Genomic DNA, 26,518 nt, shown 5'->3' on the forward strand with positions numbered 1-26,518 from the left:
CTACAGTCCCGCTTTAGGCTGCTTTGCGCAGGGTATATACACGCCACATGGCATAACCTGGAAGGAAATCCTGTTGATGTAAAATAGTAAAACCAGCTTGTTTTATTTCGTTTTTTATCATGTCTCGTTTCACCACAAACCGGTTTTCGTTTTTCTTTCCCTGATCAACACGCTGTTGCTCTAGACGTTTGCGCTTCCAGGCCTTGTAGTTCCCATCAACCCATAGCGATAAAATCACGGTATCCCGTGTTACTCGGTGAAATTCTTTGAGAAGTGCAAGGCGGTGGTTGTGTTCTGCAATGTGGTGTAACAGTCGAATACAAAAAATACAGTCCACCGCATTGTTATCTAGATCAATGGCAAAAGCAGAGGTTTGAAAAGCGTTAATGCGAGCGACTACTTCAGAAGATTGTGCTGCCAGTGCGGTTTCAAGCATGGCTTGTGAGTTATCGGCAGCAATAATCACTCGATTGGGGTTTTCAGCCAATAAGGGCCAGAAACGACCTGCCCCACAGGGTAAGTCCAGAACTAATGTGGGATCACCCGCCTGTTTTAATGCCTGGCGGGCAAGTTGAAAGTCCCGCCAATTTGATAATCGTCGGGCTAGCCCATCTTGATGTTTAAGCAAGTATTCCTGGGCATGTTCTGACGTATATTTTTGTGAAAACTCAAGTTCGATATTGGGCATGGTGATCCATCCATTTAATCATGGCTGAAACCACCACTCTACAGGCGGGGGCATAAAGCGCTCGTTAGGAAAATGTCAAAAAAACGTTAAGACTAAGAATTTAATATCACTTGGAAGCAACTGCCACCTAAAGCTGATTGATTAACGCTAATTAACCAATGTTGATGTTCGCAGATCCGTTTAACTAAAGACAGGCCTAGTCCTAACCCTTCTCCTCTGGTTTGGCTTCCACGGATAAAAGGCAGAAAAATTTGTTCTTTTTGTTCACTGGGGATACCTATCCCACTGTCTTCTACTCTAAATCCCTCTGACATTAAAATCAGCTGGACCTGACCTTGTTCGGTATAATGAAGCGCATTACGCAGTAAATTAGTAATTACCGTTTTTAGGAACGCTAAATTGTACTGAGTTAAATTTTCATTAACATTTTGTTCATCGATCACTTCAAAAGAAATACCTTTCTCTTTAAACTGCGCCGCCCATAACTCACCCTGTTCTTTAGCCGCTTTAAATAATGTTGTGCTGCCCCCAAGTGTAGTTTTGTCATGCTTTGAACGAGCTAGCATTAAAAATGTTTGCACTAAATCACGCATATCATCTGTGGTACGAGCAATACGTGTTATCTGATTATATTGAGGCTTATCAAGTGAGGTTTCCTTAAGCAATTCACAGGAGCTGGCAATAATCATCAGTGGTGTACGTAGTTCATGGCTGACATCGCTTGCAAATAATTTTTCTCGTTCCAGCAGTTGTCTTAATTTATTCAATGTGTCATCAAAGGCGGCAGCAAGATGACCCACTTCATCATCAGCATACTCTTGTGCCAATGTGGGAGCCAAGGAGTGTAACTGGTCTCGATAACGAACTTGCTGGGCTAAGCGCGTTAAAGGTGAAATCACTCGCCGAGCAGTCAACCAACCTAAACAGGAAGCCCCTAAGATACTGACTAAAAAACCGATAAGTACTGCGGTGAAGAGTGCTTGTTCGTGCGCTTCAAATTCGTTTTGCTCCTGAACCAATATGTAACGTTGGCCGTTTAAATCTCGCACATAGGCATAAAATGCTTCATTATTTCGTATAACTTCTGTAAAACCTGTATCTAAGTCAGAGAAATGCTTTGGTAGTGGCTGATTAGATGAGTTTGTCGTGTAATAGTGGAGGTTGTCATCCAGAGTGGATAATATGTCTTTTTTATTGTCGGTTGTGATGATTTTATTTAGTTTATGATCCAAGTACTCGGAAACCATTTGTTCTTCAATAAAGTGAACAATGGCGACAATGCTTAAGGAAAATACGCCGCTAACCACAAGTGTCATGGCTAAAAATGCAGTGGTGATACGCCAGACTAAAGGTTGTTGAAAAGCCATGGCTATTTTTCCGCGAGGCGATAGCCTATGCCATGCACAGTGTGGAGCAGAGGCGTAGCAAAAGGTTTATCAACCACTTGGCGTAAATGATGAATGTGTGTCCTTAAGCTGTCACTATCGGGCATTTGATCCCCCCAGAGCGTTTCTTCAAGTAATTCTCGACGGACAACTGCGGGACTTTTTTGCATGAGTAACGCTAAAAGTTTTAGTCCCAAAGGATTTATTTTGAGTATTTGGCCTTTACGTTTAATCTCTAATGTATCCAAATCATACGACAGGTCACCCACTTGTAACTGGCGTTGCCATGTTTTACGGCTGCGTCGCAAAATAGCTTCAATACGTGCCATAAGCTCTGATAATGCAAAGGGTTTAATGAGGTAATCATCTGCGCCTGAATGAAGGCCTTCCAATCGATCATTGAGTTCATCACGAGCAGTAAGCATAATGATAGGGGTATCGATTTGTGCATCATTACGTAATCGTTTACATAACTGAAAACCATCAATACCAGGAAGCATAATATCTAGCACAATAAGATCATAATGTTCAGTAGTCGCTAAGTGGAGTCCACCAAGCCCATTTTGAGCACAATCAACAGTACAACCTTTAAGTTCCAGGTAATCTAGGATGTTATTCAGGATGTCTTGGTTATCCTCAATCACCAGAATGCGCATTTTATTGACTCATTTTGATTAAAATCTATACCGCTGTCCAGTCTAACATATTGTCTGAATGAGAAAAGCTTAAATGCTAGGAAAGGTTTAATTGCTTAACAGTCTAGATTTTAGATTGAATTTGTGTTGATGCTACTGCTATTTGTCCCAGCGCTATACCACCATCATTGCAGGGTATTTGATGTTGGGTATAAACAGTGAAACCTTCAGATTCGAGCTTATTTTTGAGTGTTGAAAGTAATAACGTATTTTGAAAAACACCACCACTTAATGCGATAGCATTAAAATCTTTTTCTTGTTTTTTTAGTGTGATCACCGTTTTAATAATGGTATCGACAAGACTGAGGTGAAAAATATAGGCTAACCTTGCTTTATTTTTATTATTTCTTAACTGTTCAATTAGGAAATGCCAAAGTGGAGAAGAATCTAATAATAAGTGTTTATGCTGTGGGATAATGCTAAAAAGCTCATAATGATCTGCTGAATCTGTATACTGTAAAGCAAGTGCTTCCAATTGCATGGCTGCCTCACCTTCAAAGGTTTGTTCGTAGGGCGCAATATTTAATAATGCAGCAACCGCATCAAACAGCCGTCCTATTGAGCTGGATAAAGGAAATCGTGAGCTTAGTTTTAACAGTAATTCAATTTCTTCATTTACAATATACTGAATAGGTAAGTTTGCTTTTAAATGATGTAAACAATCACTTTGAGCGAGTAATGCAATCAGATTACGCCATGGTTGTTTGTTAGCTTTCTCTCCGCCTAATAATGGAAAAGGCTTTAAGTACGCCACACGCTGAAAAGAAGCGTAATTTCCAAGTAAAAACTCACCACCCCAAAAAGTGTGATCATTGCCATACCCTAGACCGTCAAAAATAATACCTAACACTGTCTGATCTGGGGAAAGCTGATTCTCTAATAAACAAGATGCAAAATGTGCATGGTGGTGCTGAACACTGATAATAGGGACTTGGTATTTTTCGGCTAAATGCTTTCCATAACGACTGGTGTGATAATCGGGATGTGAATCAATAACAACAGCCTGAATTTTTTTGTCGGGTAGATTTAATAATCGTTGATAATCTTTTCTATCTTGTTGCATTGCCTGTAAACAGGCTAAATCGGCAAAATCTCCATGGTGTGAAGACAATAATATGTGTTGACCTACTGTCATACTAAAACAATTTTTTAAGTCAGCGCCTAAGGCAAAAAGGTATTTTTCTTCTAATAAACTCTGTTCAAGTTGTTCAGGTAATGGCCATGAATTTGGCACATAGCCCCGAGCGCGACGAATGATATGGGAAGTTTTATTTATAACGTTTACCACAGAATCATCACATCGATGAATAATATTTCGATTATGCAGTAACCAACCGTCAACGAAAGGTTGTAACTCGCGTAATGCATGCTCATTGGTTATGCATATAGGTTCCCCTGATACATTTCCTGATGTCATCACTAACGGTTTTTGAAATAAATTCAGCAACAACCAATGCAGTGGTGAATAAGCTAGCATTACGCCTTGATGATGTTGTCCTGGGGCTAGTATATCGGGTAACGATTGTTTCAAGATTTTTTTAGGGATCAGTACAATAGGGGCCGCAGTGCTTATAAGTTGTTTCTGAGCCTGAGCCAAAATATCTGATGAGGAAGAAAAGTAGGCTTGTAAATGCTGGTGATCTTTCAACATGATGGCGAGTGGTTTGCTTGGCCGTTGTTTACGTTTACGCAATAAATGAATAGCTTGTTCATTGGTGGCGTCACAAGCTAAATGAAAACCACCAATGCCTTTTATGGCTATGATGTTCCCCAGAGATAATTGTTTAACGCATATTTTTAATGTATCTAGTGTCGTACAATATGCTGTATGATTTTCAAGTTGTTCAGTATTTTGTTGAAACGAGTCCGTATTATATTGAAACCAAATCGAAGGCCCACATTGTGGGCAGCAAATAGGTTCTGCATGAAAGCGTCGACTGGCTGGATTGGTATATTCTGTTTGACAGTCAGCACATAGGGTAAATGCAGCCATACTGGTATGCATTCGATCATAGGGTACCTCGTTGATTAACGTATAGCGAGGCCCACATTGAGTGCAATTAATAAACGGATAATTGTATCGTCGGTCTGTTGGATTCGTTAATTCTTGAATGCATGCTTGGCAAATAGCTAAATCCGGCGGAAATGAGAGTCCTGTTCCCTCTGACAAACTAGGTAAGATAGCGAAGCAGTTAGGTCGTTTAGCATATAGGTAAGGTTTTCTCTTAATGGTTTCAATAAAGCCTGGGCTGGGACACTGTTGAATGAGTAACTGGGAAAACTCCTCAACCGTTGGCTGATCAGTATAAAGCTTAATTTCTACACTGGCAGAGGTATTTTTGACACTGCCATATAACCCAAGCGATGTAGCTAATCGAAAAACAAAGGGACGAAAGCCAATTCCTTGTACTTGGCCTTTAACGTCCAACAGGAAACCATTAATTATGGTTCTCACAATAGATTGATACTCTATTTAACGACAGTTATTTATGTTGCTTTCGCCATTGCCAGACAACTAAGGTGATAAGGCCAAATAACAAAACAAATACTAAACCATGTTCTGGCTCCACTAAGTAATGCAGCCATGCATTAAAAAAGTCAAATAAACCATGGTTTGGGTGACCAAAGGCTGAAATAGGTAAAATACATAATAAACTCAAAATATAAGCTTTAATATTCATAGTCGCAGTCCTTGCACATTTTCTTGGTTATAAAATATCATACGACACCTGTATTTTGACAGCCTTATTCTCAATATTTAAAAACTATTATGTTTGTTATCAATACAGGATGTCATCGAACGTTACCCAGGGCAATCGCCTATAACTTTACCTTTATAAAAGCCATTTTCTAAAGCACCTTTGTCCAACGGCTGCATAATGCCCGTTGAACCCGCAATAATTGAGGTATAGCAAAAAGTGGGTTTGCCGTGCTTGAATAATCTCTATTCATCAAAAACTATTTTTATTTGCAAGTGCCTTTAAACTCTTTGCATATTATTTCATAAATTTTCTCACAAATTATCGGTAGCCTACTGGAAACTTCCTGACTCAGCTGATGACTAAATGCATTAAAGTTGCAGCCAGCAATAGTAACAATATCAATACAGGGTGTGGGTGCACCCGATACAGCCAATAATTCAAGCAACGAACTTGCATTACCACCATGCTCAAATGTTTGACTATTCATATCGGTTTGCGAAAACATCGCAGGATCAATATTAAGATAATAAATAAGCTGCCCTGCTTGTGAAGGGGCGTTTACTGCGTCAATAATAATGACTTTAGAGCAATGGTGAAACCAAGGGAGTAGCGTAACCCCTCCTGTTCCACCATCAATTAATTCAATATCAGGTGGCCATTTATACTGTTGTTGTAGCCTATTCAAGACATGAAAACCAATACCATCGTCACCATGAAGTGGGTTACCGAGACAAATAATGCGTACAATTTTTTCAGCCGTAAACTCGCATTGTTGTATCATAGCTAATGATTACAATGAGTAGAAATTAGTTAACGTGCTATTGCCTGAATATAGTTTACCATGTTGTTTAATGTTGTGATTTTATTGTAATCAACTTCAGGAATATTGACACTCAATTGCTTGGAAATAGACTCCAATAGTCGTAGAAAATCCATAGAGTCTAAATCGAGCTCATCACGCATGTCCTCGTCCGGATCTAAATTATCCGTATCGCTATCAGGTGCAATGGTTTGAATTTGTTCTAGCAGAAAACGTGTTAATGTATTCTTATCCTTCATGTTAGCTGCTCCGGCTTTTGCAATAGTTTATTAATTTTACTCAGTAAACGTGCACCATCATGTCCATCCGTAACACGGTGATCAGCGGCAAGACTCATACTGACAATGGTAACAGGCTTTATAATATGGTTTTCTACCCAGGCCACCTCGCGGACACGGCCTACTCCAATTAAAGCGACCTGTGGTGGAAAAATGACGCCTAAAATGGCATCACTACCCCGGTCTCCTAAGTTAGAAATCGTGACAGTCGCATCCTGCATCTCTGACATTGTAAGATGCCCTTCTCTCGCCCGGATAACCTGATCTTTCAGTTTTTCCATCATGGTGACGGGTGTCAGCGTTGCTGCATTATGTATGGCTGCCACCATGAGTCCACCTTGACGCAAGTTAATTGCATTTCCTAAGTGAACCTGTTCTGCCGGTTGAAAACGGTTATTTTGAAAAAAACCATTAAAGGTAGGAAACTTCTGTAGTGCTTTAGCAATAGCACAATAAATCAAGGCATTTATAAGCAGTCGACTTTCAGGTGGTTGAGTTTCGTTGTAATGCTGTAACCACTGAAGCGCATGCGTTAAAGAAATATCCTGGTTTAAATAGTAATGTGGAATTTCACGCTTGGATTGGCTGACCACTGCCGCGATAGCTTGACGCATTTTTTGTTCATTTTCATCGTGCTCAATATGAGTGTGTTTTTTTACCGGCGTGGTAGCGTTTAAATCAGACTTTTCAGCTTGAAAGTAACGCTGGATATCGGCTAGCACGATTGCACCATTAGGGCCAGTTCCCATTGGTAGTGTTCGCCAGTCAAAACCTTGTTGCTCTGCCTGATAGCGTGCAGCGGGTGATATTAATGAAATAGCCTGTTGTGCTGTTTCTAGATGAGGTTGCGTGGAAATAGCCGCTGTAGTTTCAGAAGGTGGTGTGCTGACAGGTGTTGTATAATCTGCTTCATTGTTAGCGTATAATGGGGTTGATGGTTTTTCTGATTTTTCAACAGGTGTTGTTTTAATCTGTGGTGTTTCTACGGCTACTTCCCCTAACAGCCTTAATGTGGCAATTGGCTCTCCCACGGGAACCTCACTGCCAGCTTGTACCAGCAGTTGTTCAACAATTCCATCATCGAAGACCTCCATATCAATTAGGCCTTTCATGGTTTCAATGGTGGCAATGATATCGCCTCTGTGCACAGTATCGCCGGGTTTTATATTCCACTCTGCAACTTTACCCTGCTCCATATCTGCGCCAAAGGAAGGCATAGTGATGGTTTTCATCGGTACACGATCTGCTTTGCTGTTGTCACAATATGTTCAACCTGTGGTGTAGCGGCTATTTCTAAGTGTTTTGGATAAGGTATAGGGACCTCCTGACTGCAAACACGTTGAGGTGGTGCATCCAACGCCCAAAAACAATGCTCTGCCACTAATGCGCATATCTCTCCCGCTAAACTCCCCGTTCGCCACCCTTCATCAACGACGAGCAGCCTGTGGGTCTTATTAACTGAGGAAAATAGAGTTTGCGTATCAAGTGGTCGTAAACTGCGTAAATCGATCACTTCTGCACTGATCTTTTGTTCAGTCAGTGCTTCTGCAGCGGCTAATGTTTTAAACAATGAACCACCATAACTGACCAGTGTAATATCTGACCCTTGCTGTCGAACCACTGCTTGATCCATGGCTGGACAGTCGTCTGCTTTGGGAACAGCTTCTTTCCTGTTATATAACATGACATGTTCGAAGATCAGTACGGGGTCGGGATCAACTAACGCCATGGCTAACATATAACGCGCATCTGCGATGGTAGCAGGTGCCAGCACTTTAATGCCTGGCACATGGGCATACCAGTTTTCCAGGCTATGGGAATGTTGAGCTGCTAGTTGCTTGCCTGACCCTGTCGCCATCCTAATGACTAAGGGCACCCCAAGCTGCCCCCCTGACATATGGCGTAACGTTGCAGCATTATTAACAATTTGATCCAATGCCAGCAGACTGAAATTAACGGTCATTACTTCGACAATGGGTCGCATACCGCCCATGGCTGCACCAATACCCGCACCGACAAACCCTGACTCAGATAATGGTGTATCGACGATTCGCGATTCACCAAACTCTTGCAGTAGTCCCTTAGACACTGCATAACAACCGCCATAATGACCGACATCTTCCCCCATCAGGAATACACTGGGGTCTTGCTGCATGGCTTCTCGAATCGCTTCACGCATGGCCTCACGATAAGTGAGCTGCTCGGTATGATTCATCAGGCGGACTCCAGATAGACATCGCGACATAATTCGCTGGCAGGTTCAAACTCAGACTGCTCAGCAAACGCTACGGCTTGCTCTATTTCTTGCTGAACCTCTACTTCTATTTGTTGCCACTCAACTTCATCCAGCTTGCCATTATGCTCCAGCCACTGCTTTAACTGGAGAATAGGTCCTTTTTGCTGCCAGGTGGAAACCTCTTCAGGTGAGCGATAAAGCTGGGTATCAAACATCGAATGGCCACGGAAACGATAGGTATGACATTCAATTAAGTGGGGGCCTTCGCCCTGACGTATTGCGGTACAGCATTTTTGTGCGGCAGCTTCAACATCAACCACATTCATACCATCCACTTCGACAGCAGCGAGACCATAACTTTGGGCTTTTTTGAAAATATGCTGTTCAGACTCCGAGATAGATAAGGCTGTCCCCATGGCATACAAGTTATTTTCGCAGACGAACAGCACGGGTAATGACCAAAGCTTGGCAAGGTTGAGGCTTTCATGAAACTCACCTTCAGCGGCAGCCCCCTCCCCAAAGAAGCAGACAGTAACTCGATTGCGGTTTTGCATTTTATCCGCCAGTGCCAATCCTACAGCCATTGGTAATGCGCCAGCCACAATAGCATTGCCGCCATAGAAGCGTTTGCTAGCATCAAAAATATGCATAGAACCACCTCGGCCTCGACTACTGCCAGTGACTTTGCCAAACATTTCTGCCATAACCTCATCCATGCTGAGGCCTTTAGCAAGCGCATGACCATGCTCCCGGTAGGTAGCAACAACGGCATCGTCTTCTTGCAGCACTTTCATTACCCCAACGGCAACGGCTTCTTCACCAATATAGAGGTGTAAAAAGCCACGAATTTTTTCTTGCATGTAGAGCTCTGCACACTTTTCTTCAAAGCGTCGAATGCGCACCATTTGTTTGAGTAAAAAGTGCAGATGAGTTTTATTAATATGGGGCTTGGTATTGGCTGCAGTCATACTTCATCCCCTGCATTTTGATGCGGTGGGTGTTCATCACTTTCCAGGGTTGAAATATCACCTTCTGGTAGGCCCAGCTCTCGTGCTTTTAATAGCCGACGCATGATTTTACCGCTGCGTGTTTTCGGTAAATTATCTTTAATATGGATTGCTCTGGGCGCCACTGCGGAGCCTAGTTTTTTTCGCGCATGGGCCATTAATGCCGTTATCAGCTCTTCATTGGCCTCATAACCAGGCTTGAGTGCCACATAGGCAATCACTATTTCTCCAGCCACATCATCAGGTATACCAATAACACCCGCTTCAGCTACCGCCTGATGTTCAACCAGAACACTTTCAACTTCAAACGGACCAATCAAGTGACCTGCTGATTTAATAAGGTCTTTGCTACGACCCACAAACCAGAAATAACCATCATGGTCTTCGTAAGCTAAATCCCCACTGAGATACCAGTCACTATTGAAGCAGTTTTTATAACGCTCAGCTTCATGCAAATACTCTCGAAACATAGAAGGCCAGCCTGGTTTTAGTGCTAGCTCACCAATTTCACCCTGTTGATTCACTTCAGTCAGCTGCCCTTGCTCATCCACTCTGACGATACCTGCCTGAATTCCCGGTAAAGGCTGGCCCATTGAACCAGGTTTAACAGGTTCAGCGGCAAAGTTGGCGAGCATGATGCCCCCTGTTTCAGTTTGCCACCAGTTGTCGTGAAAGGGTTTACCAAAAACGCGCTGACTCCAGGTCACAGCTTCGGGGTTTAATGGTTCACCCACACTGGCAAGAAATCTCAGGTTGCTAAGATCGTATTGTTGAATCAGCTCCTCTCCCACTTTCATCAGCATCCGGATCGCTGTTGGTGCGGTATACCAAATATTAACTTTTTCCCGCTGAAGAATTTGATACCAGCGCTCAGGATCGAACTCTGCTTCATCTACAATCAATGTCACTCGATTACACAGTGGCGAAATAATGCCGTAGCTGGTACCTGTCACCCAGCCTGGGTCTGCTGTGCACCAGTAAGTATCACCAGGATGTAAATCCAGTGCATAAAAACCAGAATGTTTATGGTGTACCACGGCTTCATGAACATGAACCGCGCCTTTGGGTTTCCCTGTTGTACCACTGGTGAAGTGTAATAAGGCTGGTGTTTCTGCCGAGGTTTCACAGATTGTAAATTGGTCATTGGCAAGTGACAGTTGGCTATCGAGATCGATACAGTCATCAGGGCACTGTCCTTTACAGTCATACAATAAGACATGTTGCAACGTATTCAGTTGATCTCGCCAAGCAGCGACTTTCTTTTTGTACAGTTTTAAACTGCTGACCAGAATGTTGGCATCACCAATCGTCATTCTTGACTGAATAGGTTCAGGACCAAAAGCAGAAAAAAGCGGGCAAAATACGCCACCTATTTTTAGCGTGCCTAGAATTGCGGCATAAAGTTGGGGGGTGCGCCCTGCGAGACTAAAAACTCGATCACCAGGTTTGGTACCTAGTTGATCTAAAAGATTAGCAAAGCGATTACTGAGCATTTTTAAGTCAGTATAGGTATAGGTTTGACGCTCTCCTTTCTTGCTTAACCAAATCAATGCATTTTGTTCACCATTCCCTTCATCGACATGTCGGTCAACGGCTTCAAAGGCAATATTAATCCCTTTACCATAGCCTTTGATATTGGCACGAGCCTGTTGCCAGCTAAATGACTGATAACAACGATGATAGTCGGTAAGGTTTGGCGTAAGACTGAATTTTTTCAGGTTTTTATGAATAATTGGAAAGTCCATAGGCCACCATTTGTTACTGGCCCATTTTTAGTCATATGTTACGGGCCTATTTTTATACTGTTATTGTGTCACTATCCTAAATGTGACTTTTTACAAGACGTTTACCGTCTTCTTTTTAAGACTTAATAAGAGTGAATTGGATATGGCTTCTACTCATTCTTAAAATAAGGGCACACCTAAGGCTGTCATGGAAATGCAAACTGGAAAAAGGACATCTGGGAAAAGGAAATGAAACATCACTTAGTCACCCTTGGACTCGCACCATTTTTGCTTGCTCAAGGTTTATATGTAAGGCGAAAAACACCTCGCTTACCAGAACCTGCAGGTCCGCGACAAGGTATACAGGGACAAGGACCCACGTTAAAATTACTTATACTAGGCGACTCTTCTGCTGCGGGGGTGGGTGCCTCCTCTCAACAGCAAGCACTGTCAGGGCAGTTAGTAGAAATACTCAGTGCGTCGTACACGGTTGCATGGACCCTGACCGCGAAAACCGGCTATACCATAAAAGATTTGATTAACATATTACTCACGATGCCACAGATGCCACTTGATATTGCCATTGTGGTGGTGGGTGTTAACGATGTCATTAAGGGGACCCACCAAAAGCAATGGGAACAGCAGCTGGATCTGCTGATTCAATTATTAACAGAAAAACTTGCCTCTCCTACGCTGTTTTTTTCTGGCTTACCACCCATGCATTTATTCTCAGCATTACCTTTTCCACTAAAGTGGTATTTAGGAAAACGAGCCCGTTATCTTGACGGTACGTTATCTACGCATTTGTCTAAATATAAACATTGCCAATACTTGCCTATGAATTTACCGTTTGAACCTTCTTATCTTGCCTTGGATGGTTTTCACCCCAGTCCAGATACGTATAAATGCTGGGCAGAGGCTCTTGCTACAGAAATTGTAAAAAAAGTGCATGATGTCTGATTTTAGTCAATTAGCTGAAACTGTATGGCTTATATTCGTGCCACGAAAGTACTAAAATATGTTTTTCTAAATAAGTCTTAAGAGGTTCTTTATAGGGAAATTTAAATTTAGCCAATTCACACAGCACAAAAAGTATTCTTTATTGTATTAAACACAAAATTTGATTGATGATTGCATAGATTATACTGATAAGGGCATGCGCCTAATACGCAACGAGATAAGTTAACATAAAAGTCAATCAACAAGTTTATGCGTCACATCTTTTAAAAAATGGATTTTTGCTCAGTCTAAAGGGTGACCGCAATGAAAAAAGTATCAATTCTTACTTCACTTGTATTATCAGCTATAGTAAGCCTGCCTGCATCCGCTGAATGCACTCGTGATGCCTGGAAAATGGGATGGACAGGTGCCCAGTTTACATGCAATGAGCTTGTCAATGGTTGGGCTGCCAGACAACCAACTCGACCACGCTCCTGCTCTTTCCAGGATGTTGTTGATTGTAAGCGAGCTATGGCAAGCTATCTGGAAGAAACTCATGAAGGTTATGTATGTAAAGGGCTAATCGACCAAAAAGCGCCAATTTATGATGACAATGGCAATTTTATTGGCACAGCTGATCGGTTGTGGATTCAAACCCAAAAACATATTTGCAATATGTAGTTTATGAGTAACCCATCGAGTCTCACTAAGGTGGGACTCGATTTTTGTTTTAAATATTGGGTGTTCATATATTGAGTTGATTAATTTTCTGTCCGGTTAACGTATTGATGACTAAAATACTGCCAGAGCGAGAGAATACAATCATATAATGTTGATAATGTGTTATTTGTAATGGGCCATCGGCAGTAATATTTATTAATTCCTTTTCAATTTTATTGCTTCGTCTTGTAATAGGTTGTTTCATACTAAATAGGCTTACATGGTAAGCTTCTGTTTGATAACTAAAAACAGCTACATTGTGAAAATAAGACAGCTGATAAAAACCTGCGAGATTACCCGTTAACGGGAAGCTAAACCACTCTCGCTCTAATGTACCTGAGCTCATAGGCACATTCTGATATGCAGATTGGGATGATGAGATATTAACCAGGCTCTGACAACCCAGTAAAAGAGCTTGCTCTTCGACATGTTTTGCAATAATAACCTGTTGAGTATTGGAGAGCATGGTTATACCAAGGGCTTTTTCAAAAGTGCAATGCTTAATGGGTTCGCGCCATTTCAAGGTAAGTGCAGGAAAGCGGTAGCTCCAAAACTGAATATCATGTTGAGTTTCAATTAAAATATTTACATCTTGTTCATTACGTTCAATATAAATAACATTTCCAGGTAGGTCATTAATTTGCCAATGTGTGCTGCCAGGATCAGTCAAAAAATCAAAGCAATAAACACTTTGTTTATTAGCACAAAACCAAAAAGTACCATCATAAGTTTTCGCCCAATGATCAATCTCAAAATCACCTATTACTGTAAGTTTATGGGAAGCAAGCTCAAACTCAGTAAGTGAGATAAATGTTGAGCGTTGACATATAATTAAAGCCTTATTGCAGTGATCGGATAGAATAAGTTTATGACCTGGTTGACTGTATTCTTGTATGGTTTTTCCTGTAATATCAACAAGCCTTAAGCCTGTATCACCTTGAGCGAGTAATAAATTGAAATTATCAAAGCACACTACATCAAATAATGGTGTCTGTGGGTAACTGGTGGATAATGAAAAACATAAGGGAAGGTTTGAGCGTTGGTTAAGCCCTTGCCATTCACGTTCGATTTTTACTTTGCGTGCCTCTGAAAGAAAGCATGGGTCATCGATTTTGCTTAGTAATTTTTTAAGGATATCTGAGGATAACTGATATTCACCTTGCTCAGCTAACCGGTAATAACAGCGTGTAGCAAGCTTTGCAACCCAGGCTATTGCTGTTGTTTGGGGTTTTAATGCTATAAGCTCATTTATAACCTGTAACCGTAAATGATTTCTGATGGGATCACTTTCCGCTTTAGTATTTCCCTGTAGCTGGAATAGGTTATGGAGTATTTGCGCATGATGGCTGGCATTTGCTTTATCATAGTATAAGCCGTGTACGTGTAACTTTAGAGAAAGAGCGCTGTCTGCAATTTGTTCCAAGTTAGCAAACCATCCTGTCACTTCATCTTCAAGCTCTGCTACGCCTAACCCTATTGTTATAGCGTTTAAATAATCACCCGCAAGAGCATACTGTCGTGCGCTGTAAACCTTTAGTGCTTCTGCTAGTTCTGGGTGTGTTTTTTCCAATAAATTAATCGCCTCTGGCAACTGCTTTGTTGAGAGTGCTAACCAAAGTGCATGTTTTTTTTCTCCAGCAAGCATCCATAAACGGATGACTCTGGCAATAGAGAGTTGCTTTGCTTCTGCTAACTCAGCGGCAAGCCGATACATTTTTTTCTGTTCTAAATAGGACACAGCGTCATCATGTTTATTGAGTAGCTCACCTAAGACAAATGCGGCATCTTCATAGCGACCAGCTTGATCAAGTTGTCGAAAAGATTGCTGGTAAACATCTTGTAGATGATTATTTAAGTCATCATGAACATTAAGATATGATGTGCCACTTGCCTGTTCTTTGCTAAAGTTTAGGGTGTTTCGTTGCTGACTAAGCCAACCTGAAGGCATATTTTGTTGTGGTGAGGTTGGCATGTTATCGATTGAAATCGCATGCTTAAGTGCTTCATCAAAGTTACCTTGTTGAAACATCTCCAACATATTTTTAAGGTAGTTTGCTTGTTGATGACCGACAAATACACCGAAACGCGAAGTGAGCAACTTTTTCCGTAACCATTGCTGCCACCCTTTCAATTTAACAGAACCTTGAGAAGAGGATTGATCGACTGAGGAGGAAGACTCTGGTGCGGTGTTATTTGAATTATGATGAGTGGGAGTATTAAGTCGTTGAGCTAATTGAAAAAGCATTTTTTGCCAAAATGACGGTTTTTTGGCTGGAATGGAACGAGTAGATTGTCCCGCTTCTTTTAACGCATCGGCAAGCGTTTGCTGTTCTCTAGAAGCAGCGAATTTTTCAGACCCAAATACATCACGAGTTGTTTTATCCACATTATTGTCAATCAGTTTGGGTTTTACTGGAGGAAAAGCAAGTTCAGTTAAAGTAACGACGTTATAATTTTCTAATGTCAACCACTCTCCAGGATGGCAGCGCGCACTGTCATTCAGCTTATAGTACTGTACTTGGCCTTGATCATTATGAGTTACTGTGTGTGGATAACATTCATCATCTGAGAAATGGTCTCCTGAGACATAACTAGTACCTTTTTTGACCAATGCATAGCCTGGTGTTAATTCGCATACAAGTTGCACTGGTTGAGCATAAATTAAAATATAAAATGATGTAAATTTATAAAGTTCTGCTCCAGGTTGCCACCACTGCAAAATAGTTGACTGAATTTGTTTTGTCGGTTTTGAATCTGGTAGCAATAAACCATTTGCATTAACTTTACCGCTAAAAACCCATTGTGGTAATTTCATTGTTAGCGCTGCACCGACAAAATAGTTGAACGTTGGTTGATAGAAAAAAATGTTACTTTATTTTCCTCACATATAAACGCAATAGTATCTTGTACAGGATTCACAACAGCCATCATGATCATGGCTTCAGCATGATGAATGACTTCGCTTCCAGATGGCATAAGGGCAATAATTTTCATGCGGTTTTCACTGAGTACAAGTAATACAGGTTGTTCATTATTAGCCGTTCCTTTAACTGTATGGTTTGATGATTTAAATGCGTGATAGACACCAAAGACATGAGCGTTGTCTGGAACGGTTACGGAAATGATTGCGTTCTGATTGGAACATGCAGCAATGTGCCAAATTGATGTATTGTAGGGAAACGCAACCCAATAATTACTTGATGCTCCATGAATAAATAGTGCTGGCTGCTGGAATGCGCCCAATTCATAACGATGGCACTTTTCACGATTGCCTACCATCTGCACCAGAACTAATTCATGCTCATTTATTTCATTAACCTCAACTTTAATTTTGTATGCATAGGAAAATAGCTTGCCAATAGACAGCACCTGTTGATCAATGGTTGTGATTTGATAAGGTGCTTTCAGCTCAAGCTTTCGTAGTTGGTTTTTGATGTCTCTTATCTGTAAATGAGCTTCCCCCTGCTCTGCTGTATTCTTACGATAAATGAATGTATTGAAGACAGTACCTTTTGGTAGTATTAGTGACTGTTCTTTGGTTTTAATAAACGAACACATGCCTGGTACATCTATAAACTTTAAACCTTCGTGCTGCACAAGTATTTTTGTTTGATAGCGTTTACTAAAGTGAACTGCGGCAATGGGACTACCCGATTGTTGTCGTGTGATCTTGGCCTGACGCTGCCCTTGGTGAGGTACATAAATAACGTATAAGTTTTGCTTTTTATCAATAAGGATCAGTTTTTTTCCATTACAGCTAAAGCCAAGTTCTTTCACTTCATGATGTGTTCCCGTAAAAACAACGGGTAATGTTTGCTTGACAATAAATGGGTTACGAATAATACGTAAACATTGTTGAGCTTCAGGCAGTGGTAAAGTAATGGATTTTTCAGCTATTTTTTGTTGTTTAATGACACAATCAATTAACACAGGTTGGGACAGGATTTGCTCCTGCAGTTGAATGGTATGGTGGTTTAATGTAGAAAGACGATGAGAGTGTCCACTGATTAACCATAAGTCAGTGAATTCACAACTGAGGTCATTTAGCCTGTTATCCCAATACATCAGATGTCTTTCTGTCACTGACTCACTGTAGCGCTCGGAGAGCAAGATGTTTATGGTGTCTTGTTCAAGTGTATTGAGATTATGAAGTGTTGTATTTTGTAAAAAACCAAATGCAAATGTGGCATTTGCAAGCTGTGTTCTTCGCCATAGTAAAATCAGTAAGGCTAACAGGACTACTTTAGGTTGTCCCAGTAAGTCTGGACCGCCGTCAAATAATATAACGCAGTGTTTTCCCTCATCTTGATTGATTCGTTTTACTTTTGTAAATAAGTGCTCCTGCATAATAGCTCTACGGGTAAACTCATCAGGATAATCATCAAGTAATGCCCATTCAGAAAGTAGCAGGCGTTGATAATCCCCCCTCGTAGAAAGGCCATCTATGCCATCAGGAAGAGCGACCCCTTCGTACTCGTTATGTTGTATTGGTTGAATATAACCTGTTAGTCGTTTGATAAGAGAGATGAGCACTGCCTGAATATCATCAGGAAAAATGCTTAAAATTACATGCCAGTGCTTTAAACCTGAGGGTAACTGCATAACATCAAAATATGAATAGAGAGTTAGCTTATTTAAGTCAGTAGTGATTCAAGGTAAGCTGCTTGAATCTGACGTGCTTGATGTAATGGAAGTATTTGTTGCTCTGCTGGATCAATCAAGTACAAACCCGTGCCTAATTTTTGAGTCACACTAAACTGCACAATATCTGCACTAATTGTAGGCGCTAACAAAGTTGGCATCATCAGATTTGGAGCAAGGTGATCTTTGCCAAAATAAACGCAGCCAGGTAACCATGGTAATGTCTCTACTTTGCCTATCAACACCATAAGTGTTTGTTTAAAATGTAATCCTTGTAGTGCATTTTGCTTTGTTGCTGACCAGTCTAGTAAGTGCTTGACCATTGGTATAAATTGACGCTGTTTGCATAACACAGCGGTGGGCTCTAGAGGAGGTTGTCTTAGTTGCCAGTCAAGCTTAGTTTGAGTCATTTGCAGAATGTTCCAACAGTCCAATCAACTTTTCTCTTAATGCCTTAAGCTCTGGAGGCATTTGGGTTGGAGAAAAACTGGAATCAATTTCTCGGCCAATGGCTTCAAGTTTGGCTAAAGTTTCTTCTGGTAAAGGTATATTGGCTTCAGGTAACAGTGTTTGAGCACGATCAATAATATGCTGAGCTCGGGTAGCCAGGCTTAATGATGCTAACTCGGCCGCTGCATTTAACGTTGTGTTTTCAGTTTCTTGCAAAATATCATGTAGCACTTCTCGACTTTGTTCTTGACCTTCTTGGGTGGGAATAACATAAACTAATGCCCATAAATCTCGTGCATCTGGTTTAGTACTTCCGCGTAATGCAGCCGCTGCACTGATTAGTGATAATGACTTCACAAGACGGCGGTCTGATAACATAATGCCTTCTTTTCGTAGCAAGCTTACACAGTGAGTCAGCGGTTGATAGACTTGTTCCATATCAGCATTTGCAGCAGCTTTAGATAAGACATCAAGGTGTTCTAATGAAGTGACATTACTAACTGCTTTATGCCTTACTTGCCAACCACCTCTTAACAAATCTTCTAGCAAGTTTTCATTGACGGGTTCGATAAAAGTATGCAATAAAAAACGATCTGCAAAGGCGGCAAGTGCTTCATCTTCAGGTAAATGGTTAGCTGCTGCAACACATACTTTTAAAGGACATTGGTGAAGTGTATGCCCTCGTCGAAAAATACGTTCATTTAATACACCCAGTAATGTATTTAAGACTGCCGTTGAAGCCAAAAAAACTTCATCCAAAAAAACAATATCAGCTTCTGGAAGCATACCTTCAGTAGCAGTCTCAACGGTGCCATCACGTAACTTGCGTAAGTCAACTGGACCAAATAGCTCACTTGGTTCAGTAAATCGACCTAATAAATACTCAAAATATTCACCACCTAATGCATGGGCAACGCGTCGAACAGCTGCACTTTTGGCTGTACCTGGAGGACCAATAACGAGAAGGTGTTCTTGTGCTACTGCAGCCAATGCAATTAAATCGACTAAAGACTCTCGATCAATGAGTCCTTGAGTGGCTTGCTTGAGTCCTGTTCGAATAGAATGTGCTGCTGACTCAACTAACTGAGACAAGTGTTCAGGCATACGACGTATTACTTCTCATTAAAAATTTGAATGGGTTAATTTAAAGTATGATAATTTGTGATGCTATTATTATTTGTATAACAAGACAAGGATAAATGTATCGTTGCTCAAGCAGTTTATTTTTTACTTGTGTCGTATATAGTGGATTGATTTCGCCCATTTTGCTTGGACTGATAAAGCGCTTGGTCTGTCCTTTCTAACCAAACTTTGTAATCTTGAATTTCAGGAATAATTTGAGCAATCCCTAAGCTAATAGTGACACTAATATCACGCCCTTCATGAGTTACAATCGTTTTTTCAATAGATTTTCTCAGCCGTTCAGTAAAGTATAAGGCACTAGGCGAGTCAGTATTGACCAAAATTACTGAAAACTCCTCGCCACCATAGCGTCCAGCAATATCCGAAGAGCGTAAATTGTCTTTTAGTTTTGTTGCTACAGTACTGATAACAGCATCGCCGGCTGGATGACCATAAGTATCATTCACCTTTTTAAAATGATCAATATCAAACATCACAAGACAACTCGTTTCATGAGTGCGTATAAACCGAAAAAATTCACGTTGCAGGCATTCTTCCCAATAACCTCGGTTAAACAGCGTGGTCAGGCGATCTGTGCGACTTAATTCTTCAAGCTGGTGATTGGCCTTTTCTAAACCACTTTTATTAATTGCGATATCCGTTACATCATAAATAATAAGGCATATGTGGTTTACTTCACCATTGGCAGAAACCAAAGGACTCACTGTAATATTCTGGTACATGAAAGGCTCAGTACCGGTTATGGGGCGGTAATTACGGAAACGGAATAGGTAGGGACGCTGTTCCCAGGTAGTAAAGGTTTTATTTTTTAAGAGAAAAACGGGTTCAGTTTTATTTCGAAACCACTTTTCATGAATCTCATCAAAAAGTGAAAAGAGAACCTGGCCTTTGACTTTAATTGGCCCCATACCACTATGGTTTTCCATAAAGCTATTCCATACCTGGATTCGATATTCATGGTCCAATACGACCAATCCTACTTCAATATCTTGAAGCATCCCCATCATCCAATGGAGTTCTTTGAACCCTAATAAGCTGTGGTCAACCATGTAGCCCCTTACTCTAATAAATAAGCAATTTTTTGTTGTAGCGATGTAAGTGAGTCTTCAGTAAATAAAAGCAGTAGATCACAATTGATATTGTAGTTTTCGATCGAGTAACAAATCTCGATGGTTAAGGTTTTTTTCCAATAACATTCTCCTTGCTTTATTAAATCACCTTCTTTGACATGCTGACCAAGCACAATGGGATGTCCTTGGCTAAAGTTGACATCAAGCTGTTCACTAAATCCTTTAACACAAGCACCAATCAGCAGGCTGGCGACATCCATGATCAATTCCAACTCCATTTTTTCATCTCGCTCACCCTGATATTTTGTTAGCTTAGCCATATCTTCAAAGCTGGAATCATAAAACAGCAGCAATGCTTCACCAGAAATACCAGAGCCGATAAAGCCCTGACACACAGCAGAAAAAGTATCAGTATCTGCTGAGGATTGTAGTGCCATTGTGAGTTCAGAAACTTCAAGGGTATTGACTTTAGGAATGGGCATTACCACAAAAACATGCAGTAGACGGGCAAGTAGATCGGCAGCACGTCCCATAGCAACATTGGCTATTTCTCGGTAGCATTCCATTTCACTTATTTGATCTGGCTGAGTTGAAGTGGCTTCGGGCACTTTTGATTCCTGGCTTTCAACCAATAATCCATATTGGTTTAACAAGTGATCAATTTCTTCTGCCGATACGGGTTTTTTGATGAACTCAAGTGCCCCTAGATCCATGACGCGCTTCCTGGCATCGGGTTGAATATCACCTGAAACAACGATTGTTATTACATTAATACTCTGCTCTTGAATTTGTTGTAACACACCATAACCATCAAGCTCTGGCATATTGAGATCAAGGAAAAGGATATTGATACTTCCTTCCTGTAAAATTGAAACGGCTTCTTTACCATGCTTGGCAAACTGGATATTGGCATCCCATTTTTCTGGTAAAGCGCGCCCCATTTGCTTCCTTGCAACACTGGAATCATCACAAATTAATACTTGATGAGTCATTGGTTAACCATTACGCCTGATATTTTTGTTAAAGTATAGCTGCAAGCGTTTGGGTAAGCCGGACAAATTCTGTTATTGCTACTGAATCAATTATTCGATTATTTGTTGATCAGTAAATCAATCATCAAACAATCGAATAATTGATTTATGGCAGTATTTATTGAAAATACACTCAATAACTGCGCTTTTTCAGTAATAGTAGTGTTAACGCTGAATTCTCTATCCCGAAGATATTACAATAAAAATTATTGAGGTCTTTGTGCATATAGTTTTAGGCGTCTGGATTACTTCAATACTTTTGAGAGAAGTAGTTGGCAATAACAAGATTGCCTTATGGTGTACACGAAAGGCTACAGTCTTAAATGTGACCTATATGCTGTATATTTTAGAGGTATCTTTTAAAATACGCCGCAAAATAGTAAACACTACAATTCAATCATACCTATAAAAACCAAATAAATTCGTCCATTTTTAATTGGTAGAAATAACACTGCTAATTTTTTAAATTAATGGACATAAATGCATTAATGGAAAGAAGATGGTTTTTCAGTGCGCTTTTTTTGAAAAGACATAAACAAGCTCACTTTATCGTAAAAATCTATAGGCATACCTACAGAAAATTATCTTCTAGTGAGTATCATGGTCTGTTATGGACGGCAGTTGTAAACAATGTGGAATTTATTTAAACACCGGATTTTAAATAATCCTTTATCCATCACGTTAGCTTTGTTTTCTTCCTTTAATGCTTATGCGCTGAGTTTTGATTCTCAGTCTACAAATGCGTCACAATTTAACAGTGATCCAAAGCATGGCATATTTAATATTAGTTATGATAATCACTTTCTATCCAAAAATACCTCTCAACGGAGTGAAATTTTTGACCTCGATGAGTGGGTGCATGGTTTAAAAGTTGATTTTCAGTCTCGCTACTACTTTAATTTTATTGGGATGGATGTGTCTCTTGGTAGTGCAACCTACATCAATAATGGCATCGCTCAAGGTGGTAATAACTCAGGTAGTTCAGGTAGTAGTACTGGGATTGCTCAAAGTCTTCAGCCTTCAGATGAGCAAACATTTAATTATGTAAGTGCGAGTTATGAAGCATTAACAGGATCGACAGTGCAACAAATAAAAGCATGCTCACCCTCAGGATCAACACCTTCTACACCTAGTCACTGTGCTGACATCCAGTTGCCATATGGTCAAGAACGAGTTGATTATCTCCGACAACCACAGTTAGGTAACTCCTCGGCCAATGAAATCTCTGCTATCACTCAAGCCTACACAAAAATGCGTTTTGGTAGTAAACAGCAGCCATTCCATGTGCGTTTTGGTTTACAAAGTCTCAACTTAGAAACATTTTCTACTTCTGGTTCTTATGTTTTGCCAAGCTCAGTGTTTGGTGCGTTAGTAAGTACCAATGTTTCTGGTGCTGATGTGTATTATGGGCGCTTTAATCAATACCACGAGCGAGGCTCTAGCCAGTTCATTAAGCCATTTACTAGTTATTCACAAGAACAGCGAGTTAAGTATATCGATGTATTGGGCACCCAATACACTTTTGAGAATGGTTTGGTAGGCCAGCTTGAAATGGGGCGTGCTGGTAATCAGCTAAAAAAATACTTTGGTAAACTTTATTACCTAATGGATGTAGCTGAGGGGATTTCATTATCTCTTGATGGTCGGGTTGGATTAGCCCATGGTAAACAGGCTTATGGCTATTATGACTGGCTGTCTCCGCTCAATCAGTTTTTTTATGTTCAATATGAAGACTATAAAAGTCGCTATTATAATGTAACTGCTGCACTACATACGCAAAATAGCAAGCTTTATTTTGGTATTAATAAAACGGAGTTAGCTGACTGGGGAAGTGGCTACTTTTACGATGATCAAAGTGCATTCAACTCGACACTGGCTTTGTATAAAAATTATAACCATAAAAATGAGCTGGCCTGGGTCATTGGCTTAGACTACGATTTTTCGGGTATTAAGCTTCCAGGCCTTAATCTGGGGGTTCACTATGCACGAGGGAAACGACCTGGTGAAGATATTGTCCTTGAACTTGACGAAAAGAACACTGAGCAGGAAGTGGGAGGTTATATTGCCTATACCTTGCAGTCAGGCTTACTTGAAGGGTTAACGTTAGGCTGGCATTTTGCTCGATGGCAAGGCTTTGAAAATAATGAAGACAGCAGCCGTTTTCTGTTGACGTATAATTTGGCTAATTTTTAGACGGTATTCAAAAGGGAAGACTTTAACTTGCGATTGGACAAAGATTTGCCTAGCATATAAATCCTTCAGATTATGTATGACCTTCACGAATTATTTTATAGTTGCCTTAACTATGAGTAATACGTGAAGGAGTAATTGTTTTGAGGATCACATGGATAGGTGGATAGCATGAAGTTAACGGTCTTTTTACAGGGACAGCTACGTCTTTTAGTTGGCAAAGATCAAGTCGTTTTATCACTCACTAAGCCTTCTCTTTCGACTGCACTGCAAATGCTTTGTGAACGTTCATTTGGACATCGTTTATTAGCAAAAGATGGTTCAATTTCTCCAAGCATTCTTTTTTTTCTGGGCGATCAACAAATAAAAGCAACAGATGAGGTGTTTTTTGCAGAAGGAGATACGCTTACCCTACTCTCGCCTATTTCTGGGGGTTAAGCTATGCAGCAAGAAGTTATTGATACGATGCCACTTAAGCATGAGACATTGTCTGCGCTTACACCTGAAGAGCAAGCCATCTATGAGTGGCAGATGTGGACACCGGGTTTTGGCGAATTAGGGCAACAGAAATTAAAGTCAACCTCTGTGTTAGTTTCTCGTGTAGGTGGACTAGGCTCTATTGTGGCTTACCAGCTTGCCGCTGCAGGGATCGGTAAATTAGTGTTGGCTCATGGGGGACAAATTAAACCTTCGGATCTCAATCGGCAGATTTTGATGACTTATCAAGGACTTGGTCAGTCTCGGGTAGCTTCAGCAAAAGAGCGGTTATTGCAGTTAAATCCTCGCCTAGATATTCAGGCATTTGATGAAAATATTAGCTCAGAAAACTGCGATAAAATTATGGCTGAGGCCGACTTGGTTATTGATTGTGCGCCACTATTTGCCGAACGATTTGCCATGAATGATGGTGCACTGGCTAAGGGTATCCCCCTGATTGAGTGCGCAATGTATGAACTTGAAGCGCAGTTAACCACAATTATTCCTGAACAAACCCCTTGTTTGCGTTGTATCTATCCTGAAACACCACCTTTGTGGAAGCGAGAGTTTCCTGTTTTTGGGGCTGTCTCAGGTACAGTAGGCTGTATGGCGGCAATGGAGGCAATAAAACTTATTAGTGGTTTGGGCTCACTGTTAACAAATACACTGCTCACCATCGACTTACGTACCATGTCAACACGTAAGTTACAGCTAAATAAAAATACGCTGTGCTCTTGCCAACAAGCCATAAAAACTAAAGGGCTGGCTGAACATGCCTGTGAGTAGTTCAATTTTATAAAGGTTCATTGTTCTCACATAACCCTTAGCCACTGTAGTTTAGCCTGCAGTGGCACTTTGCTTCGTATTAGAATTACGAATATAAAAATTATTTTTATATTTCAAATTTATTAGTAGCTACGGGTGACTAATTTCACAAACGAGTGAATTACGCATTTTAGGGCGTTCCATTAAACCGTATAGTGGGCGCCAATCACTTATGACGGGAAATGTCATATCAAAAAGACTCGTAGAGGTTGATGGATCATGATCATGGCATCAAGAAAGCTTAGAATTATAGATTATGTTACTGCTTTGACCGTTTTTTCAATTGCCCTGGCCTTTGCTTATTCTGCTATATCCGTTAACGCTGTAAAGTCACCCGTATTTAATTTTAGTTCATCACTGGATACTGCCTCTATTCACGAAACAAAAGTTCAAGCGCTGAACGACAACAATAGCGAAATTCCAACCGATTTATTTGGTGTTGTCACACAAGACAAAAAAGTAGTAATGCCCAAAGTAGAGCCTAAAGAAACTAAGCTTGCGATGACATTAGAAGCTGTTTTTCATTCTTCAAAAGAAACAGACTCAGTTGCAGTCGTTAAAGTTAATAAAAATGATGAAAAATTAGTTAAAGTGGGTGATGAAATACAATCTGGAATTATCATTAAAAATATCAATAAAAGTCAGATCGTTTTTTCACATAATGGCAGTTTGGAACGCTTAGCAATGGCAGACTATGACCAGAGTGGGAAAGTGAGTTCAATGTTAGCCTATCAGCCAAGTGCAGATTTAAACAGAACAAATCGAGCATCGCTCAATCTTGCTGGTAAAACAACGCAGGAAGATAAAATAAGAGCTCGATTACTCAATCTTCGTTCAAGTCTTTAAATGACTTTTTCTCTTAAAACGTTCCCAAAAATATTAATAAAAAAGCCAGCTATAAAAGCTGGCTTAATGAAGAGTGTTTTTATAGTCACGGGTTGAATACAAAAAAACACTAAGTATTATGGGTATGGACTACCCTTTGTTTTTAAACACGATAATATCTACATATAAATCATTAAAATCTTTATCTCCTGCATCTGCTCCACCATCATTAGTTGCAAAGCTATAAGAGTGGATATAAGGAGATCCTTTATAGACACAGGCTGATTCACAAGGAAGTATGCCTGCACTCGGTGTTAATTCTACGGTATATACCCCATTTCCTCCAGAAAGGAACGAACCTTCACCAATACGAGTTATTTCACCGCCACTGCTGCTTTTACCTTTAGCTTCAAAGACTGAACGACCACTGGAATCCTTAATAACAACAGATTGGACACCACTGGATTGAGCATAAGCAACAACTTGTACCAGTTTATCTTGTGGATCAATGTTGATGATTTGATTGCCTGTAACTGGGCTTGGCATGATACATTCCTTCCTTGTTTACAATAGTTATCATTAAGAATGTAATATGGTATTAGGCTGATATGACACTTTAGATAATTAATAAATAATATTGTATTAATAAAAAGCAGACAGTTGATGAAGTAA

At 40.4% G+C, this 26,518-nt stretch carries 24 protein-coding genes; 6 read left to right on the top strand and 18 right to left on the bottom strand.

Going from position 1 to position 26,518, the window contains the following annotated elements:
* Nucleotides 1-13: 13 nt before the first annotated feature.
* From KCG35_RS14725 to acsA, 11 genes are all read right to left on the bottom strand, one after another.
* A complete protein-coding gene (locus KCG35_RS14725; protein WP_215820546.1) occupies nucleotides 14-688 on the bottom strand; it encodes a class I SAM-dependent methyltransferase in 675 nt (224 codons plus the stop codon).
* A gap of 92 nt (nucleotides 689-780) precedes the next feature.
* On the bottom strand, nucleotides 781-2,055 hold the full coding sequence (locus KCG35_RS14730; RefSeq protein WP_215820547.1) for a sensor histidine kinase: 1,275 nt from the start codon (nucleotides 2,053-2,055) through the stop codon (nucleotides 781-783).
* Between the two features lie 2 nt (nucleotides 2,056-2,057).
* Entirely contained in the window at nucleotides 2,058-2,729 is a 672-nt protein-coding gene (locus tag KCG35_RS14735) for a response regulator transcription factor (protein ID WP_215820548.1), read from the bottom strand.
* A 103-nt stretch (nucleotides 2,730-2,832) separates the two neighbouring features.
* Nucleotides 2,833-5,223, bottom strand: a complete 2,391-nt coding sequence (gene hypF / locus KCG35_RS14740) for a carbamoyltransferase HypF (protein WP_215820549.1) — start codon at nucleotides 5,221-5,223, stop codon at nucleotides 2,833-2,835.
* A 28-nt stretch (nucleotides 5,224-5,251) separates the two neighbouring features.
* The gene (locus KCG35_RS14745) at nucleotides 5,252-5,449 is read right to left on the bottom strand and encodes a hypothetical protein (protein WP_215820550.1); all 198 of its coding nucleotides are present in this window, start codon (nucleotides 5,447-5,449) and stop codon (nucleotides 5,252-5,254) included.
* A gap of 283 nt (nucleotides 5,450-5,732) precedes the next feature.
* Complete coding sequence (locus KCG35_RS14750; protein ID WP_215820551.1) at nucleotides 5,733-6,251, bottom strand: hydrogenase maturation protease; 519 nt, start codon at nucleotides 6,249-6,251, stop codon at nucleotides 5,733-5,735.
* A gap of 29 nt (nucleotides 6,252-6,280) precedes the next feature.
* The gene (locus KCG35_RS14755) at nucleotides 6,281-6,529 is read right to left on the bottom strand and encodes an acyl carrier protein (RefSeq protein WP_215820552.1); all 249 of its coding nucleotides are present in this window, start codon (nucleotides 6,527-6,529) and stop codon (nucleotides 6,281-6,283) included.
* Complete coding sequence (locus KCG35_RS14760) at nucleotides 6,526-7,800, bottom strand: dihydrolipoamide acetyltransferase family protein (RefSeq protein WP_215820553.1); 1,275 nt, start codon at nucleotides 7,798-7,800, stop codon at nucleotides 6,526-6,528. Before KCG35_RS14760 ends, KCG35_RS14755 begins: the two co-directional genes overlap by 4 nt.
* On the bottom strand, nucleotides 7,797-8,783 hold the full coding sequence (locus KCG35_RS14765; RefSeq protein WP_215820554.1) for an alpha-ketoacid dehydrogenase subunit beta: 987 nt from the start codon (nucleotides 8,781-8,783) through the stop codon (nucleotides 7,797-7,799). Before KCG35_RS14765 ends, KCG35_RS14760 begins: the two co-directional genes overlap by 4 nt.
* Nucleotides 8,783-9,772 (bottom strand): pyruvate dehydrogenase (acetyl-transferring) E1 component subunit alpha, encoded by a 990-nt coding sequence (pdhA, locus tag KCG35_RS14770; RefSeq protein ID WP_215820555.1) that lies wholly within the window; start codon nucleotides 9,770-9,772, stop codon nucleotides 8,783-8,785. The genes KCG35_RS14765 and pdhA overlap by 1 nt, the downstream gene beginning before the upstream one ends.
* On the bottom strand, nucleotides 9,769-11,556 hold the full coding sequence (acsA, locus tag KCG35_RS14775; RefSeq protein WP_215820556.1) for an acetate--CoA ligase: 1,788 nt from the start codon (nucleotides 11,554-11,556) through the stop codon (nucleotides 9,769-9,771). The genes pdhA and acsA overlap by 4 nt, the downstream gene beginning before the upstream one ends.
* A gap of 228 nt (nucleotides 11,557-11,784) precedes the next feature.
* Between acsA and KCG35_RS14780 the strand changes: the two genes are divergently transcribed.
* Entirely contained in the window at nucleotides 11,785-12,495 is a 711-nt protein-coding gene (locus tag KCG35_RS14780; protein WP_215820557.1) for an SGNH/GDSL hydrolase family protein, read from the top strand.
* A gap of 303 nt (nucleotides 12,496-12,798) precedes the next feature.
* Entirely contained in the window at nucleotides 12,799-13,155 is a 357-nt protein-coding gene (locus tag KCG35_RS14785; RefSeq protein WP_215820558.1) for a hypothetical protein, read from the top strand.
* A 64-nt stretch (nucleotides 13,156-13,219) separates the two neighbouring features.
* On the opposite strand, the gene KCG35_RS14790 is transcribed toward KCG35_RS14785, so the two are convergent.
* The 6 genes from KCG35_RS14790 to KCG35_RS14815 all read right to left on the bottom strand — a co-directional run bounded on the left by KCG35_RS14790 (nucleotide 13,220) and on the right by KCG35_RS14815 (nucleotide 21,490).
* Nucleotides 13,220-16,009 (bottom strand): bpX6 domain-containing protein, encoded by a 2,790-nt coding sequence (locus KCG35_RS14790; protein WP_215820559.1) that lies wholly within the window; start codon nucleotides 16,007-16,009, stop codon nucleotides 13,220-13,222.
* A gap of 2 nt (nucleotides 16,010-16,011) precedes the next feature.
* On the bottom strand, nucleotides 16,012-17,796 hold the full coding sequence (locus KCG35_RS14795; protein WP_215820560.1) for a hypothetical protein: 1,785 nt from the start codon (nucleotides 17,794-17,796) through the stop codon (nucleotides 16,012-16,014).
* 32 nt (nucleotides 17,797-17,828) lie between these two features.
* Nucleotides 17,829-18,245 carry a bpX5 domain-containing protein gene (locus KCG35_RS14800; protein ID WP_215820561.1) on the bottom strand — a complete coding sequence of 139 codons (417 nt, stop codon included), beginning with the start codon at nucleotides 18,243-18,245 and terminating at the stop codon, nucleotides 17,829-17,831.
* Nucleotides 18,232-19,389 carry an AAA family ATPase gene (locus tag KCG35_RS14805; RefSeq protein WP_215820562.1) on the bottom strand — a complete coding sequence of 386 codons (1,158 nt, stop codon included), beginning with the start codon at nucleotides 19,387-19,389 and terminating at the stop codon, nucleotides 18,232-18,234. The genes KCG35_RS14800 and KCG35_RS14805 overlap by 14 nt, the downstream gene beginning before the upstream one ends.
* Before the next feature lie 116 nt (nucleotides 19,390-19,505).
* Entirely contained in the window at nucleotides 19,506-20,477 is a 972-nt protein-coding gene (locus KCG35_RS14810) for a sensor domain-containing diguanylate cyclase (RefSeq protein ID WP_230409188.1), read from the bottom strand.
* An 8-nt stretch (nucleotides 20,478-20,485) separates the two neighbouring features.
* On the bottom strand, nucleotides 20,486-21,490 hold the full coding sequence (locus KCG35_RS14815; protein ID WP_215820563.1) for a response regulator: 1,005 nt from the start codon (nucleotides 21,488-21,490) through the stop codon (nucleotides 20,486-20,488).
* A gap of 669 nt (nucleotides 21,491-22,159) precedes the next feature.
* On the opposite strand from KCG35_RS14815, the gene KCG35_RS14820 reads away from it, so the two are divergent.
* From KCG35_RS14820 to KCG35_RS14835, 4 genes are all read left to right on the top strand, one after another.
* Nucleotides 22,160-23,722, top strand: coding sequence for an OprD family outer membrane porin (locus KCG35_RS14820; protein WP_215820564.1), 1,563 nt, complete (start codon nucleotides 22,160-22,162; stop codon nucleotides 23,720-23,722).
* Between the two features lie 168 nt (nucleotides 23,723-23,890).
* Nucleotides 23,891-24,157, top strand: a complete 267-nt coding sequence (locus tag KCG35_RS14825) for a MoaD/ThiS family protein (protein ID WP_215820565.1) — start codon at nucleotides 23,891-23,893, stop codon at nucleotides 24,155-24,157.
* Nucleotides 24,158-24,160: 3 nt separating this feature from the next.
* Nucleotides 24,161-24,982, top strand: coding sequence for a HesA/MoeB/ThiF family protein (locus KCG35_RS14830; protein ID WP_215820566.1), 822 nt, complete (start codon nucleotides 24,161-24,163; stop codon nucleotides 24,980-24,982).
* Nucleotides 24,983-25,240: 258 nt separating this feature from the next.
* A complete protein-coding gene (locus tag KCG35_RS14835; protein WP_215820567.1) occupies nucleotides 25,241-25,867 on the top strand; it encodes a type II secretion system protein N in 627 nt (208 codons plus the stop codon).
* A gap of 129 nt (nucleotides 25,868-25,996) precedes the next feature.
* Here the strand turns inward: KCG35_RS14835 and KCG35_RS14840 are convergent, their stop codons facing one another.
* Nucleotides 25,997-26,392, bottom strand: a complete 396-nt coding sequence (locus KCG35_RS14840; protein WP_215820568.1) for a fucose-binding lectin II — start codon at nucleotides 26,390-26,392, stop codon at nucleotides 25,997-25,999.
* Nucleotides 26,393-26,518: the final 126 nt, after the last annotated feature.

The sequence above is a fragment of the Zooshikella harenae genome, from assembly GCF_018837975.1.
GTDB classification, from domain to species: domain Bacteria; phylum Pseudomonadota; class Gammaproteobacteria; order Pseudomonadales; family Zooshikellaceae; genus Zooshikella; species Zooshikella harenae.